The sequence below is a fragment of the Acidocella sp. MX-AZ03 genome, assembly GCF_027626035.1.
Classification (GTDB): domain Bacteria; phylum Pseudomonadota; class Alphaproteobacteria; order Acetobacterales; family Acetobacteraceae; genus Acidocella; species Acidocella facilis.
The window spans coordinates 2,705,017-2,720,046 of sequence record NZ_CP110774.1; the positions used below are offsets into that span (position 1 = coordinate 2,705,017).

Below are 15,030 nucleotides of genomic sequence, written 5' to 3' on the forward strand. Positions count from 1 at the left end.
CCATGACCGCCCTGCCCCTCACCTCTGCCCTGATCGACGATGCTGAGCTGGCCCCGCTCTTCGCCCCCGCGGCGGAGCTGCGGGCCATGCTGGCGTTCGAAACCGCCTTGGCCGCCGCCCAGGCCGAGGCGGGGATGATCTCTGGCGCGGCGGCGCAGGCCATCGCGCAAGCCTGCGCGGAATTCACCCCGGACGAGGCGGCGCTGCGGGCCGGGCTGTTCAAGGATGGGGTGCTCGGGCCAAGCTTTGTCGCAGCGCTACGAAAGACGCTGCCTGTTGAGCACCAAAAGGCGCTGCATCTGGGCGCGACCAGCCAGGATGTGACGGATACGGCTTTGACGATAAGGCTGAAGCCGGTTCTGAGCATCCTCGCGGCGCGGCTGACGGCTTTGATCGCAGCGCTGCAAGATTTGAGCGCGGCGCAGGGCGCGGTGCAACTGATGGGGCAGACCCGGATGCAGGCGGCTCTGCCGATCCTGGCGCGCGACAAGATCGCGAGCTGGGAACAGCCTTTGCACCGGCATCTGGCCCGGCTTGCGGAGCTGGCCCCAAATCTGCTGGTGATCCAGCTCGGCGGGCCGGTGGGCAACCGCGCGGAGCTGGGGGCGGCGGCAGATGCCGTGGCGGCCAGGCTGGCGGCGCGGTTGGGGCTGGGCGATGCGCAATGCTGGCATACGGCGCGGGATAATATCGTGGCGTTCGGCGCGCTGCTGGCGATGATCGCCGGGGCGCTGGGCAAGATCGGCCAGGATGCGGCGATTTTGGCGCAGAGCGAGAATGGGGCGCTGAAGATCGAGGGCGGCGGCGCGTCCTCGGCGATGGCGCATAAGGTGAATCCGGTGACGGCGGAGCATCTGGTGGCGTTGGCGCGCTTTGCCGGCGGACTGGCGGGGACGCTGAACCAGGCGCTGGTGCATGAGAATGAGCGTTCGGGCGCTGCCTGGACGCTGGAATGGCTGGTGCTGCCGCAGCTGGTCTGCGCCACCGGGGCGGCGCTGCAAGCCGGGCTGGGGCTGATTGCGCGGCTGCATTTCATCGACCGGGCCAAGCCCGGCGATGATCGTGCTTGAGATGTAAATGAAGATCCTGGCGCCGGTGATCGTCGTTAAAACTGCACGTCCCTGCCTTTCGCCTGCCATTTACGGCCACTGGATACCCGGCGACTCAACAGGGATATTCAAATGATCAAATCGCGTCTGCCGCGCGGGACCGCCCGCGGCTTCCTTGCCTACGCCGCCGCGGCGCAGAGCGCTCGCCACTCAACCTCAATTGAGGCGATCAGCAAGAGCGCCGCGGCTCACTGAAGGCCAGAGCAACGGCTCCAAAGGTACCCGCGAACTCCTATCCCCCGGCCAAAGGCAGCAGCGCTTATCGCTGATCGAGGTGACGGGCGCTCAACAGCATAAGGCCGTAACAACATAAACGTTGTTAATCAGCAACATTCGTTTTGTTTGATTTCCAAATTGATCCGGCGGAGCAGTGTGTGTGCAGTAACATTGTAACGTTCTGCAACAGATTTGAGCGAGTGATTCTCGTACTTGATCAACCGCATCGCGTCGAGGCACTGCTCATGAGTTAATGACGGGGACGCCCCACATGTTTACCTTTAGCCCTCGCGGCAGCCATGCCGGCGCGGGTCCGCTCACTGATTAAAGTGCGTTCGAATTCGGCCAGAGCGGCCATCATGTGAAAAACCAGTCTGCCACCCGACGAGGTGGTGTCAATATTCTCATTCAGAGAATGAAACCGGACCCCCTTCTCTCCCAGTTGATCGAGCAGCTGGATCAGGTTGACCAGAGACCGGCCTAGCCGGTCGAGACGCCATACGACGAGCTTGTCTCCGGGCCTTAAGGTTCGGAGAGCTCGGTTGAGGTTTGGTCGACTTGCGAGACTTCCCGAGATGCCTTGATCAGAGAAAATTTTCTCACACCCAACGGCTTTCAGAGCGTCGATTTGAAGGCTCAAATTTTGCTCATCCGTTGACACGCGGGCATACCCAATTTTGCTCATTTGCTGTCCCATAATCGAATTAACATTCTCAGGCCTATGGGCGCGTAGTCGAAGAAGAGACCAAGACCAATAGTGACTTGGATATTGACAAAAAGGGGTCCCTTTTCACTAACAATCGAAAGGACAACCCAGATCCAAAAACTTGATGAATCAAGCAAACAATAGAGCTGTCTGCCCTATCTATTGCCACCCTTACACAAGGGACCCCTAATGGTGGCGGTTAGAATGAATATCTTTAGAAAAAGTAAAGAAACTAATCGCTCTTCTAGCTATGTTTGGGAAAAACGTGGGCAGAACTGCTTCATCTGTGTAGGCTTTGCCGCAGTCAGTCGTCCGGGCATCAGAAAGCCATGGGTTGTCATGGTTCCACGCGCGGCTGACGAAAATGGTTTGAGCCCATGGGGCCTCATGGCTGACAATGGAGGCATTCGGAATTTCGCATCAGCCGAAGAGGCCATGAAAGAGGCGGAAGCATATCTCGACATGTTCAGAGACTATCATCAGTCATATTCAGGTGATTATATCGATCTGTCGTGCAAGAATTTTCGTATTTCCGGGGCTGGCACTTAGAAAATCTTACAGATGAAACCGAATGAATCGCGTGTTATCCTGCCTTTTCCAGCGAGCACGCAGGATCGGAGAAAGGTCGCACGCCATCGAATTCTTTGGGGAGGCAAGCTGCTTTTTAGCTATGAGCGGCGAAGTGGTGTTGACTGTTTAGTTGTCGAACTCTCGAAGAGAGGCGCACGTGTTGAGACTGAATGGCTGACGCAAGTTCCAGAAACATTCTATTTCCAGGCAGGAACCCAAGAACCACGGCTTGTACGCCGCGTATGGGTGATGGGAAAAGCCATTGGATTGGAGTTCATTGACTGACCGCGAAGAAGATCAGTGTGATCTTCGAGCCAGACGGCGCAGCCAAAGGCAAGGTAATCCCCCCGTTTTTTAACGGAGCATATTCGTAGAATTTCACCCGGCGCGTTTCAGTTTCTGGGCGGTTGTAACCCCACCATTTTTAACGAGGCCTATGGGCAGACCTCACGCGAGAACAGCCCCCTGACCAATGCCACCGGCATCGCCGCGCGCGAGCCCACGCCGATCAAACGGACTCGTTTGATCGGATAAGGTTGCTCGTTCGAACAGAAGGCTAGAGCGTATTCCCTGCACCAACGTGAACGGAATACGCTCTAGCAGTTTGCTGAAAAACCCCGAAACTTGGTTTTATTTTTTCTGATTTAGCTTTGGGGCCTGGATTTTGGTTCAAGTGATTGAAGTTTCTTGCCGGTTTCTGGACTTTTTTCGTCCAGCGGACAGACTCGTCCCTTATATTGCCACCATTTTTGGAATGCGTACCAGATTATAGGCGATCAGGTTGAGCATGAAGGTGCCGGCGACCCGCGCAACGCCGCGCAGCTTGGTCTTGCGCATCGTGCCGTGCTGCTTGCCCCAGCCGAATATGCACTCGATCATCGCCCGGCGGGTCTGCGACATCGCATAACCGGGATGGCGCGTGGTGCGTCCGTCAATCGCGCTGCGGCGGTGCCTGCCGGTTTTGGTCTCACCGTTGTTTTGTGTGACATGCGGTGTCACGCCGGCGTCGCGCAGATTGGCGACATGATCGGCGGTATCGTAAGCCTTGTCTTCGCCTACGGTGATCCGCCCGGCGGCCGACTTGGCTTTGGCTTTCAACATCGCTTCCGAGGCTTCACGCTCAGCCGTGCCTGTGGCCTGGGTCACTCGGCCACCCACCGCCAAGCCGTGCCGGTTGTCCATCAGCGCGTGCCCCATATACGAAAGCTTTGCCTCCCGCCCAGCGGCCTTGCGGTACAGCCGGCTTTCCGGGTCGGTGGTGCTGGCATGGGTATCGTTCTTACGCTTCTGACCGTGGAAATCCGAACCATCATCGTCGCTGCCATCCTTCGGCCGGAAGCTCTTCTGCGACGCCCACGCCTCGATCAGCGTGCCGTCCACCGAGAAATGCTCATCCGATAGTAGCGGCGTCACCCGCGGGTGGTTCAGCAGCCGGCTCATGAATTTCTGGAATATATCGCCGTTCTGCAGGCGCTCGCGGTTCTTGCTAAACGTGGTCGGGTTCCAGACCGGATCATCCGGGGATAAGCCCACAAACCAGCGGTACAGGAGATTATAATCCAGTTGCTCCATCAACTGCCGTTCCGAGCGAATCCCGTACAGCACCTGGATCAGCAGCGCGCTCAGCAATTGTTCAGGCGGCACCGAGGGCCGGCCTTCCCTGGAATACAGCCAGGCAAAGCTGCGGCTCATCTCATGCAGAACATCCCGCACCAAAGCACGGATCGCTCGCAACGGATGGGTCGCCGGAACCCGTGTTTCTGGTGAAACATACGAAAACATCCCGCCCTGATCTCGAAAAGAACCCCGCACCCCACGCCTCACAAAACCTGCCAGCCAAAGTGAATCACATCATAATCCCGGCCGCCAGGAGTTTTTCAGCAAACTGCTAGGCTAGCGTGCCGAACAGCTTGCCGATCCCGACGGTCGCCGCCATCGCCAGAATGCCCCAGAAGGTGACGCGCAGCGCCGGTTTGAGCACCGGCGCGCCACCAGCCTTGGCGCCGATGGCACCGAGAACGGCAAGGCACAGCAGCGCGCCGAGGCCAATGCCCCCATCAGCCATGGCAGCGCGATGGCGGCCGCGAGAATGAGCGGGACGGCCGCGCCAGCCGAGAAGGTCAGCGCCGACGCCAAAGCCGCCTGGATGGGATTGGCGCTGGTATGTTCGGAGAGGCCCAGCTCGTCCCTGGCATGGGCGCCCAGCGCGTCATGCGCCATGAGCTGGCGGGCCACCTCTTGCGCCAGCGCCACGTCCACGCCGCGCTGTTCATAGATATGCGCGAGCTCCGCCAGCTCGGATGCGTGGTCCGTGGCGAGCTCGTGACGTTCCTTGGCCAAGGCGGCATCTTCCGTATCGGCCTGGGAGCTGACGGAAACATACTCGCCCGCCGCCATCGCCATGGCGCCGGCCACCAGCCCCGCCACACCCGCCACCAGCGCCTCGTGACGCCCGCCGCCAGCGGAGACGACACCGAGTATCAGGCTCGCGGTCGAGATGATGCCATCATTGGCGCCCAGCACCGCGGCGCGCAGCCAGCCGGTCCGCTCGATCAGGTGGTTTTCCGTGTGAACCTTTTGCATGTTGAGACCCTACGCCATTTGCGACCACAGCATAAGCGCGACGCCGCGAACCCATGTTGCGCTAAATCAAGGCGATGGATAGCCCGCGCATGCCATTGCTGCCGCGGGTCATATCGTGAGGTGCGTCCATTGGACCAGGCACATGATAACAGCCGGATGGCAGGCGATGGCGGGCTTGCCAGTTTCGCCAAGCGGGTCCTCATCGTTGCCCTGTTTGCGGCGCTGGCGGTAGCGGCGTGGCGACTGGCCGATCTTGGGCTGTTGCTGTTTGGCGCGGTTCTCATCGCCATCGGTCTGCGCCGGGCCGCCTGCGGGATCGGCAAATGGACCAGGATCGGCCCGGCCGGCGGGTTGGCCGTGGCTGTGCTTGTTTTCCTCGTGGCGCTCGCGGCGGCGCTGAGCTTCTTTGGCACCGTCGCGGCCGGACAATTCGGCGAGCTGGCCCGCCAGGTTCCCCTGGGCAGCAAAATCGCGCTCGACTGGCTGCGCCAGCAGCCTTACGGCCCGTACATCCTGACGCAGGCGCGCGGCATTGCCCCGGCCGACGTCACCGGAATGGCCGGCCGCGCTGCCGCGATCATCGTGCAATCCACGGTGACGACGGCCGGCTACGCCATTCTGGTCTTTCTGGTGGCCATCTATCTGGCGGCGCAGCCGGACCTCTATCGGCGCCTGCTCCTCCGCCTGGTGCCGCCGGGACGGCGCGCGGTCGCGGCAAGGCTGTACGAGCAGACGGGGCAGCTCTTGCTGCGCTGGCTGCTGGGGCAATTCATCGTGATGCTGACGATCGGCATCTTGTCCGGCCTCGGCCTGTGGGCGCTGGGCATCGAGGCGCCGGTTGCCCTGGGGCTGGTTGGCGGGCTGCTCACCTTCATCCCCTATTTCGGCGCGGTGATGGCGGCGGTGCCGGCAACGCTTGTCGCCCTCACCCAATCGCCGCTCGATGCGCTCTGGGTCATCGCCATGTATGCCGGGGTGCATTTCATCGAAGGCAATTTCATCACGCCTTTGGTGCAGGCCGAGGCCACCGCGCTGCCGCCAGTGCTTTCGCTGCTCTCCACGGTCGGCTTCAGCATTCTCTTTGGCATCTCGGCGGTGCTGCTGGCCACGCCGCTCATGCTGCTGGTGCTGGTCATCGTCGAAATCCTCTATGTCGAAACCATCCTCGGCGCGCCGCCGCCGCGGCGCGCGGGCAGTCTTCCCGTGCCGGAAGTGTCTGGCCCATGCTAGGCGCCGCCGGCACCTCCACGCCCCCGATGGCCTGACAACAGCACAAGCCGAGGCGCGCCTGCGCCAGGATGGGCCGAATGAGCTCCCGCAAGACCAGCGCCGCCATTTGCCGCGCATCGCGTGGGATGCGGTGCGCGAACCGATGCTGCAATTGCTGCTCGCGGCGGGGCTCATCTATCTGCTCCTGGGCAGTCTCGCCGAAGCGCTGATCCTGCTCGGCTTCGCCGTGCTCAATGTCGTCATGGTCGTTGTCCAGGAAGCCCGCACGGAATCAGCGCTGGCGGCCCTGCGCGAACTCGCCAGCCCGCACGCGCAGGTATGGCGCGATGGAGAAAAAATCCGCATCCCGGCCCGTCAGCTCGTCGTGGATGATCTCATCGGGCTGGCGGAAGGCGAGCGCGTGCCGGCGGACGCCGTGTTGCTGGACGCTGCCGCCCTCCAGGCGGATGAGGCCTTGCTCACCGGCGAATCTGTTCCCGTCCGCAAGCTCGTTGGCACGCCACCCTTAGCAGACGCCACGCCGGGGGGCGAAGATTCGCCTTTCGTCTGGGCAGGCAGCCTGATCACCGGCGGCAGTGGCATTGCGCGCGTCACCGCCACCGGACCACGCACCGCCATTGGCCGCATCGGCCATTCGCTGAGCAGCGTGGACTCTGCCCCGCCGCCCTTGCAGGTGCAGATGCGCCGGTTGGTCTGGTTGTTCGCGGCGGTCGGCATCGGCGCCTCGGCACTGCTGGCTCTGGCCTACGGGCTGCTGCACGGGCAATGGCTGCAGGCGGTGCTGGCCGGCATCACCCTGGCCATGGCCACGCTGCCGGAGGAATTCCCGCTCGTTCTCACCATCTTTCTGGTGCTGGGGCCTGGCGCATGGCGCGCCAGCACGTGCTGGCGCGCCGCGCCGCCGCCATTGAGGCGTTGGGCACGGCGACGCTGCTCTGCACGGACAAGACCGGCACGCTGACGCAAAACCGCATGTCGGTGGCGTGTCTGGCCGTGGGAGGGGAAATTTTGCAGGTGAACGAGGCCACGGCGACACTGCCGGAAGCCTTCCATGAGGTAGTGGAATTTTCTATCCTGGCCAGCCGGCCGGACCCGTTCGACCCGATGGAGCGGGCGTTCCACCGGCTCGGGCAGCAGGGGCTCGCCAACACGGAACATCTGCACACCGATTGGAGTCTTGTGCATAGCTACCCGTTGCAGCCGGACATGCTGGCAATGTCGCAAGGCTGGCGCGGCGGCGCCGAGGGCGCCCATGTCATCGCCGCCAAGGGGGCGCCGGAGGCCATCGCGGATCTTTGTCATATGAACGAAGCCGAGCTGGAAGCGCTGCGCCGCGATGTCGCGCAGATGGCGGCGGCCGGTCTGCGCGTGTTGGCCGTGGCCAAGGGGTTTCACGCCAAACCAGGCTGGCCAGAGACCCAGCATGATTTTGAGTTCACCTTCCTTGGCCTGGCCGGCCTTGCCGACCCGCTGCGTCCCGGCGTGGCGCAAGCCGTTGCGGCCTGCCGGACGGCTGGCATCAGCATGGCGATGATTACCGGCGACCATCCGGCGACAGCCCTGGCCATCGCCGCTCAGGCCGGCATTGAGACCGGCCGCGTGCTCACCGGCAAGGACATAGCGGGGCTGAACGACGCCGCCTTGCGCAAAGCGGTGGCGCAGACCCGGGTTTTCGCGCGCGTGATGCCGGAGCAGAAATTGCGCCTGGTGCAGGCTTTCGCGGCCAATGGTGAGATCGTCGCCATGACCGGCGACGGCGTGAACGACGCCCCCTCGCTGAAGGCCGCTCATATCGGTGTCGCCATGGGCGGGCGCGGTACGGATGTGGCGCGCGAGGCCGCCTCGCTGGTGTTGCTGGATGATGATTTCACCTCGCTGGTGGCCGCCATCCGCCTTGGCCGGCGGATCGACGCCAATCTGCGCCGCGCCTTTTCCTATATCCTCGCCGTGCATGTGCCGATTGCCGGCATGTCCCTCATTCCCGTGCTGCTGGGCTGGCCGCTGATGCTTGGGCCCGTGCATGTTGTCTTCCTGGAAATGATCATCGATCCGGCTTCATCGATTGTCTTTGAAGCGGAACAGGACGACACCGACAGCATGTCCCGCTCGCCGCGCCGGCCGGGCGCGCCCTTGTTCAACCTGGCCTTGCTCATCGGGGGGCTGCTGCAAGGCGTCGTGGTTTTGGCGGCGTCATTGCTCGTCTTCCTGCTCGGCGCACAAGGCGCGGCCGGAGAGAGCGCCGGCCGCGCCATGGCGTTCATCACGTTGGTGGCGGGAAATCTTGGCCTTGTGGTGAGCAACAGGATGCTCGGCGCCAGGGGGCTTGCGGCACTGCGCCGGCCGAACCCCGCGCTGGGGATTGTCACGGCGGTTGCCGTCGCTGCCTTGGGCGCTGTTATCACGGTACCGCAACTGCGCCATTTATTCGGCTTTTCACCGCTCAGCGCGCGCGATCTCGCCGTCGCGATTTTCGCTGCTGGTGCCTGCCTCGCTGTGAACATGGCGGCCCTCGGTTCGTGGCAGAGATGGCGCCGAGGCTGATGCGCGCCATTGCAGGCGGCTGGAGCGATATCTGTTTATCTTGATGCGAGCGTGTTAAGATAAACACGCGAAATTGCTTGAGAAAACATAAAAGATGCCTGGGTGGAAACCCCTCTCGCTCTGGAGCTTCAGCAATCACACTGGGCTATACGCAATCCTTGATATTATGTGGATGCACGAGCGCTACAGTGACATGTTGTCGCGGCGCGCAACAGATAGAACCGCAAGGCAACCTCTGTGAGGCATGTCAGAGCGAGGAGTTAAGATGAAGCAAATAGTTTCAGATATTTATCTCGCCGAGCGATTCGGTATGAGTGAGGCACCTCTGCTTCAGGGGCCGGTACTCCCATTTCTCCCGCCTATCACATTCGCGAGAATAACCCATCGCCATACATCTCATGGTCGTTCAATTAGTCCGCCCGGGAAAATGCGTTCAGCTTGTAGATCCCGCGTGCAGCCGCAGGTCTTTCTGATCTGCAGTATACAAACGGAGCTTTCATCACGCCGGAAGTAAAGGAGCCGGGGCGCGCCTTCCTGTTCGATCTGGGCGCCGGGCAAACTGTCGGCCTCTTTGACTGAAATCGCGATCAATTGTGAATTCTATGACTAAGCGCACCTTACACGCATTTTTCGCCGCCTGAAGGGGGGGCCAAACTCCCATTGCATGGCCGAAGCCCCTACTTGCCCGCCCGCGAGATCTGCGCTCCTGGAGTCCGCCGGGCGATTCACTTTTCATCAGGCAGAGGCCGGCTTCTGTCATGGTACAGACGCACAAATCCTGACTCGACTCTTCGGCTGAGTTGTGGATTCAGTGTTCTTGTTATGTTCTCTATCTCTCACCTCGCTATTGCCCCCGCCTTTCCGGCATTTCTGCACGCCTGCCCGGCGGTGCATGAGCTGCGCGCGCCGGCGGGAACGGCGGCACATGCGGGGCTGGCGGCGTTGCTGCTGGGACTGGTCTGGGGGCCACGGCCTGTTCTGTGGGTAAGCACTGTGCCGGACTGGTACCCGCCAGGGCTGGCCTGGGCGGGGGTTGATCCGGCCTGTTGCCTGTTTGCCCAGGCGAGGGACGATGCCGAAGCCCTGGGTGCGGCGGAAGTGGCTTTGCGCGGCGGCATGGCGGGGTCGTGGCGTGCGAAGCTCTGTCGCGGTTGGCGGCCAAACGTTTGGCTTTGGCGGCAAAGCAAGGCGGCGGGTTGGGGCTGGTGCTGCGCCACGCCGCCGCCCAAACGCGGGAGGATTCCACCGCCTTTGCCTCGCGCTGGATGGTGCATCCGGCCCCAGGCAGCCCCATGCCCCGGCGTTGCGGGCGGAGCTGCTCTACGCCAAGGGCGCCATGCCGGGGACATATCTGTTTGCGCTGAAGGAGGGATGGGATGCAGAAGCGCCGCTTTCTCTCCCTGGCCTGCGCCGGGCCGGATGATCTGGCCGCCCTGGCGCTGTGGTGCCAGGCTTTTACACCGCTCACCGCGCTTGATCCGCCAGACGGGGTGATGCTGGACATTGCCGGCTGCGCGCATCTGTTTGGCGGGGAGACCGGGCTGCTAGCCCGGCTGGCGGCACGGCTCCCCAATGCCCGCATGGCGGTCGCGGATACCGCCGCCGCCGCCTGGGGGCTGGCGCGCTACGGCAAGCCGGGCAGCCCTGATATTTTGCTCCTGCCACTGGCAGCCCTGCGGCTTGCACCGGAACCCATCGCCCGGCTGCGCCGCATCGGCATTCGCACCATCGGGCAGCTCGCGCGGCTGCCACGGGCCGGGCTGGTGGCGGGCTATGGGCAAGCGCCCGCCTTACGCCTGGCCCAGGCGCTGGGTGAGGCGCCGGAGGTCATCCGCTTCATCACCGCGCCGCCGGAATGGCGCGAAGCGGAGCCGTTTATGGAACCGTTATGGCTGCCCGCACAGTTACAGGCGGCGCTGACCAAGCTGGCGGCCCGGCTCTGCGCGCGCCTGACCGCGGCCACACTGGGCGCAACCGCACTCACCGCCCGGTTTTACCGGGTGGATCGCGCCTGCCCGGCGATCCACCTCGCCTTTGCCGCCCCCTGCCGGGATGAAGCGCAAATCGCCAAATTGCTGATCGAAAAACTGGCGCAGGAGATCGATCCAGGCTTTGGCATCGAGGCGGTTGCCCTGGAGGCCCCACTCACCGAACCGCTGGCCCTGGTGCAACAGGATATGGGCGCCAAACCCCCGGATTATGCCCGCCCCCTGAACACGCTGCTCAACCGTCTGGGTTCCACCCGCATCTGGCGCGTGGCGCCGCATGCCTCGCATATCCCCGAATTCGCCACGGAGCGGGTGACCGTGAAGGCCCAACCCGTGGCGTGGCCCAAGCCGCATCACCCCGCCCGCTGCGTTTACTGAACCCGCCTGTGCTTATCACCGCCATCGCCCCGGTGCCGGATGACCCGCCGGTGCAATTCACCTGGGACGGTAAAACCCACCGGCTGCGCTGGGCGACAGGGCCGGAGCGCATCGCGCGGGATTGGTGGGCGCACCCGCATGACCCCACCCGGCCGGAGGCGGAGAAGATTCGGGATTATTATCAGGTGGAAGATATGGAAGCGGCCCGCTTCTGGCTGTTCCGCGCCGGGCTGCATGAGGGCGTAGCCGTACCGCGCTGGTATCTGCACGGGCTGTTCGCCTGATGTATGCGGAGCTGCTCTGCCAGAGCGCCTTCTCCTTCTTGGAAGGGGCCTCGCATCCGCAAAGCCTGGTGGAGCAGGCGCAAGCGCTGGGGCATGGCGCCATCGGCATTGCCGATCGCAACACAGTGGCCGGGGTGGTGCGCGCTTATGTGGCGGCGAAGGCGGCGGGGCTACGCCTGCTGGCGGGCAGCCGGCTGGTGCTGGAGGATGCGCCGGATCTGGTCTGCTACCCCTCTGACCGTGCCGCCTGGGCGCGGCTCTGCCGGTTGTTGAGCCTGGGCAAAGCCCGCGCGCCCAAGGGCGAATGCCGGCTCCGGTTTGAAGATGTTGTGGCCCATGCCGAGGGGCAGATTTTCATCGCGGTGCCGCCGCCAATACTGGATGATGCGTTCACCGCCTGGCTGCGCCTGGCCTCCGCCAAATTGCGCGGGCAGCTTTATGTCGCGGCATTGCGCCGTTACGCGCCGGATGATCTGGCGCGGCTCACCGCCCTGCAAAATCTCGCGCAAGCCAACGGCCTACATCTCGTCGCGGCGAATGACGTGCTCTATCACAGCCCCGCCATCCGGGAGTTGCAGGATGTGCTGCGCTGCATCCGCCATGGCCGCACCATCGAGCAGGGCGGGCTTTTGCTGGAACCGCATGGCGAGCGGCATCTCAAATCCCCGGCGGAGATGACCCGGCTGTTCCGCAAATTCCCAGAAGCGCTCAGCCGCCAGCAGGAGATTTTGCACCGGCTGCATTTCTCGCTGGACCAGATTTCCTATGAATACCCGGATGAGCCGGTGCCGCCGGGGCTGACACCGGATGAGCATCTGGCCAATCTGGTGCAGGAAGGTGCCACTTGGCGTTACCCCGCTGGCGTGCCGCGGAAAGTACAAAGCTTGCTGGACAAGGAACTCTCCGTCATCGCCCAGCTGGCCTATGCGCGCTATTTCCTCACCGTGCATGACATCGTGCGCCATGCGCGCGTGCATAAAATTCTCTGCCAGGGGCGCGGCTCGGCGGCCAATTCGGCGGTGTGCTACGCGCTCGGCATCACCGCCGTGGACCCTGCCGAGAGCGACCTGCTGTTCGAGCGTTTCGTCTCCGCCGAGCGGGGCGATCCGCCAGATATCGATGTGGATTTCGAGCATGAGCGGCGCGAGGAGGTCATCCAGTACCTCTACACCCGTTATGGCCGCCACCGCGCCGCCATCGCCGCCACGGTGATTCATTACCGCCCGCGCTCGGCCATCCGCGAGGTGGCGAAGGTGCTGGGCCTGCCCGACGCCACCGCCGCGATATTGGCGGCCCAGACCTGGAATCCCGGCGACGAGTTATGGGGGCGGATACGCTGCGCGAGGCCGGGCTGGATCCGGAGGAGCCGCGCCTCAAACGCGCGCTGATCATCGCGCGCGATCTGGTGGGGCTGCCGCGTCATCTCTCCCAGCATGTTGGCGGTTTCGTGCTCACCAAAGGGCGGCTGGATGAGAGCGTACCCATCGGTCCCGCCGCCATGGCGGACCGCAGCTTCATCGAATGGGACAAGGACGACATCGACGCGCTGAAAATGATGAAAGTGGATGTGCTGGCGCTGGGGATGCTTACCTGCATCCGCAAATGCTTTGCGCTGCTCGGCATCCATGATCTGGCGGATATCCCGCCCGAGGACAAAGCTACCTACGAGATGTTGGCCCAAGGTGATTCGATCGGCGTGTTCCAGGTGGAAAGCCGGGCACAAATGAACATGCTGCCGCGCCTGCGCCCGCAAACATTCTACGACCTCGTCATCGAGGTCGCCATCGTCCGACCCGGCCCGATCCAAGGGGATATGGTGCATCCTTACTTACGCCGCCGCCAGGGCAAGGAGGCCGTGAGCTACCCGGCCCGCGCCGGCGGCCAGCCGAATGAACTGGAAGAGATTCTCGGCAAAACCATGGGCGTGCCCTTGTTCCAAGAGCAGGCCATGAAGATCGCCATGGTGGCGGCAAAATTCACGCCCGAGGAAGCCAACGGCTTGCGCCGGACCATGGCAACCTTCCGTAATCTCGGCACCATCGACAAATTCAAAACCATGATGGTCGGGCGCATGGTCGAGCGTGGTTATGAACGAAACTTTGCCGAGGCCTGTTTCCGGCAGATCGAGGGGTTTGGCTCTTACGGGTTTCCCGAGAGCCATGCGGCGAGTTTCGCCAAGCTGGTTTATGTCTCCGCCTGGCTCAAATGCCACCACCCGGCGGCTTTTGCGGCAGCACTCATCAATGCCCAGCCAATGGGGTTCTATGCCCCGGCGCAGATCATCCGCGACGCCCGCGCGCATGGGGTGGAGGTGTTGCCGGTGGATGTGAATGCGTCCGCCTGGGACTGCACATTGGAAGGCGGTGCGCTGCGGCTGGGCTTGCGGCTCGTAGACGGGTTCCAGCAAGGCTGGGCCACGCAACTGGCCGGGCGGCGGTTCACCAGCATCGAAGAGCTGCACCTGCCCAAAGCCGCTTTGGAAGCTTTAGCCGCTTCCGGCGCACTGGGCAGCCTGATTTCTGGCCGCCGCGAGGCGTTATGGCAGGTGGCAGTGCGCCAGACAGGCGCGGCGCTGATCGCCCCATGCGCCGCACCGCAAGCCGAACTGCCCTTGATGAGTGCAGGCGAGGAAGTGGTGGCGGATTATCGCAGCCTTGGCCTCAGCTTGCGCGCTCACCCCTGCGCGCTGCTGCGCGACAGACTGGCGGCAGCCGGTGCCGTGACCTGCATGCAGACCACCCAGGCCCGGAACGGGACAAAGCTGCGCCTGGGCGGGGTGGTGATCGTCCGCCAGCGCCCCGGCACGGCCAAGGGCACGGTGTTCATCACCATTGAGGACGAGACCGGCATCGCCAACCTCATCGTCTGGCCATCGCTGGTGCAAAGCCTGCGGCAAAAAATCCTCGGCGCCACGCTGCTCATCGCAGAAGGGCGGCTGCAACGTTCAGAAGAAGGTGTCACCCACATCACCGTCGAACGCCTGGCCGACCGCTCCGGCTGGATCACCGGCCTCGATGGCCCTGATGCCGCCCCGCCCGCGAACCGTCGCCCCGGCCATCCGCGCCAGGAACGGGTTGTCGGCAAAAGCCGCGATTTTCATTGAGGCAGGCAGAGATAAGGTAACCAAGGGGCCAAGCCCCTGGTTGCGCACCCGCAAGGGGTGCGCTTCTGGGCGATCCGCCGAGCGGCTCATTCCTCATCCACCTGCACCAGATCGCCCACGGTAACGTCGAGCACCCGCGCCAATTCATATAGCGTGATCACGGTCGGATTCCGCCGCCCCCGCTCCAAGCTGCTCAAATATTGCTGGCTGACACCCGAACGCGCTTCAACCTCTTCCTGCGTCAGGCCCCTGGCCTTGCGCAGCCGGGCAAAATTCCGTCCCACCAATTGCCGCATATCCATGCGGCATGCATTGCCCGCTT

12 protein-coding genes and 1 pseudogene are annotated in these 15,030 nt (G+C 63.3%); 9 read left to right on the plus strand and 4 right to left on the minus strand.

Annotated features, from left to right (window positions below):
- Positions 1–2 precede the first annotated feature (2 nt).
- Positions 3–1,070 (plus strand): 3-carboxy-cis,cis-muconate cycloisomerase, encoded by a 1,068-nt coding sequence (locus tag GT370_RS14990; protein ID WP_008493819.1) that lies wholly within the window; start codon positions 3–5, stop codon positions 1,068–1,070.
- A gap of 505 nt (positions 1,071–1,575) precedes the next feature.
- Here the strand turns inward: GT370_RS14990 and GT370_RS14995 are convergent.
- Positions 1,576–2,010 carry a recombinase family protein gene (locus GT370_RS14995; RefSeq protein ID WP_270183321.1) on the minus strand — a complete coding sequence of 145 codons (435 nt, stop codon included), beginning with the start codon at positions 2,008–2,010 and terminating at the stop codon, positions 1,576–1,578.
- Positions 2,011–2,235: 225 nt separating this feature from the next.
- Here GT370_RS14995 and GT370_RS15000 point away from each other — a divergent pair, with 225 nt between their 5' ends.
- Complete coding sequence (locus GT370_RS15000; RefSeq protein ID WP_144052720.1) at positions 2,236–2,580, plus strand: hypothetical protein; 345 nt, start codon at positions 2,236–2,238, stop codon at positions 2,578–2,580.
- 753 nt (positions 2,581–3,333) lie between these two features.
- Here GT370_RS15000 and GT370_RS15005 read toward each other — a convergent pair.
- Complete coding sequence (locus tag GT370_RS15005; protein WP_083878918.1) at positions 3,334–4,413, minus strand: IS5 family transposase; 1,080 nt, start codon at positions 4,411–4,413, stop codon at positions 3,334–3,336.
- A 76-nt stretch (positions 4,414–4,489) separates the two neighbouring features.
- Positions 4,490–5,184: pseudogene (locus tag GT370_RS15010) on the minus strand (VIT1/CCC1 transporter family protein).
- 129 nt (positions 5,185–5,313) lie between these two features.
- On the opposite strand from GT370_RS15010, the gene GT370_RS15015 reads away from it, so the two are divergent.
- The 7 genes from GT370_RS15015 (at position 5,314) to GT370_RS15045 (ending at position 14,708) form a co-directional block, all read left to right on the plus strand.
- Complete coding sequence (locus GT370_RS15015; protein ID WP_051060283.1) at positions 5,314–6,414, plus strand: AI-2E family transporter; 1,101 nt, start codon at positions 5,314–5,316, stop codon at positions 6,412–6,414.
- Positions 6,335–7,375: a P-type ATPase gene (locus tag GT370_RS15020; RefSeq protein ID WP_270183322.1), complete on the plus strand. Its 1,041-nt coding sequence runs from the start codon at positions 6,335–6,337 to the stop codon at positions 7,373–7,375. The genes GT370_RS15015 and GT370_RS15020 overlap by 80 nt, the downstream gene beginning before the upstream one ends.
- Positions 7,282–8,955, plus strand: a complete 1,674-nt coding sequence (locus GT370_RS15025; RefSeq protein ID WP_270183323.1) for a cation-translocating P-type ATPase — start codon at positions 7,282–7,284, stop codon at positions 8,953–8,955. The genes GT370_RS15020 and GT370_RS15025 overlap by 94 nt, the downstream gene beginning before the upstream one ends.
- Before the next feature lie 1,376 nt (positions 8,956–10,331).
- Positions 10,332–11,321 carry a Y-family DNA polymerase gene (locus GT370_RS15030; RefSeq protein WP_270183324.1) on the plus strand — a complete coding sequence of 330 codons (990 nt, stop codon included), beginning with the start codon at positions 10,332–10,334 and terminating at the stop codon, positions 11,319–11,321.
- Between the two features lie 8 nt (positions 11,322–11,329).
- Positions 11,330–11,605, plus strand: a complete 276-nt coding sequence (locus GT370_RS15035; protein WP_270183325.1) for a hypothetical protein — start codon at positions 11,330–11,332, stop codon at positions 11,603–11,605.
- Positions 11,605–12,993, plus strand: coding sequence for a PHP domain-containing protein (locus GT370_RS15040; RefSeq protein WP_270183326.1), 1,389 nt, complete (start codon positions 11,605–11,607; stop codon positions 12,991–12,993). The genes GT370_RS15035 and GT370_RS15040 overlap by 1 nt, the downstream gene beginning before the upstream one ends.
- Positions 12,927–14,708 (plus strand): helix-hairpin-helix domain-containing protein, encoded by a 1,782-nt coding sequence (locus GT370_RS15045; protein ID WP_270183327.1) that lies wholly within the window; start codon positions 12,927–12,929, stop codon positions 14,706–14,708. The genes GT370_RS15040 and GT370_RS15045 overlap by 67 nt, the downstream gene beginning before the upstream one ends.
- 86 nt (positions 14,709–14,794) lie before the next feature.
- Here GT370_RS15045 and GT370_RS15050 read toward each other — a convergent pair whose 3' ends face one another.
- Positions 14,795–15,010, minus strand: a complete 216-nt coding sequence (locus tag GT370_RS15050; RefSeq protein WP_008493810.1) for a helix-turn-helix domain-containing protein — start codon at positions 15,008–15,010, stop codon at positions 14,795–14,797.
- Positions 15,011–15,030: the final 20 nt, after the last annotated feature.

Bases quoted from the DNA above. Each gene is read 5' to 3' on its own strand.
- GT370_RS14990 (WP_008493819.1), top strand. From the start codon at position 3: ATGACCGCCCTGCCCCTCACCTCTGCCCTGATCGACGATGCTGAGCTG.
- GT370_RS14995 (WP_270183321.1), bottom strand. From the start codon at position 2,010: ATGAGCAAAATTGGGTATGCCCGCGTGTCAACGGATGAGCAAAATTTG.
- GT370_RS15000 (WP_144052720.1), top strand. From the start codon at position 2,236: ATGAATATCTTTAGAAAAAGTAAAGAAACTAATCGCTCTTCTAGCTAT.
- GT370_RS15020 (WP_270183322.1), top strand. From the start codon at position 6,335: ATGTCGAAACCATCCTCGGCGCGCCGCCGCCGCGGCGCGCGGGCAGTC.
- GT370_RS15025 (WP_270183323.1), top strand. From the start codon at position 7,282: ATGGCGCGCCAGCACGTGCTGGCGCGCCGCGCCGCCGCCATTGAGGCG.
- GT370_RS15030 (WP_270183324.1), top strand. From the start codon at position 10,332: ATGCAGAAGCGCCGCTTTCTCTCCCTGGCCTGCGCCGGGCCGGATGAT.
- GT370_RS15040 (WP_270183326.1), top strand. From the start codon at position 11,605: ATGTATGCGGAGCTGCTCTGCCAGAGCGCCTTCTCCTTCTTGGAAGGG.
- GT370_RS15045 (WP_270183327.1), top strand. From the start codon at position 12,927: ATGGGGGCGGATACGCTGCGCGAGGCCGGGCTGGATCCGGAGGAGCCG.
- GT370_RS15050 (WP_008493810.1), bottom strand. From the start codon at position 15,010: ATGGATATGCGGCAATTGGTGGGACGGAATTTTGCCCGGCTGCGCAAG.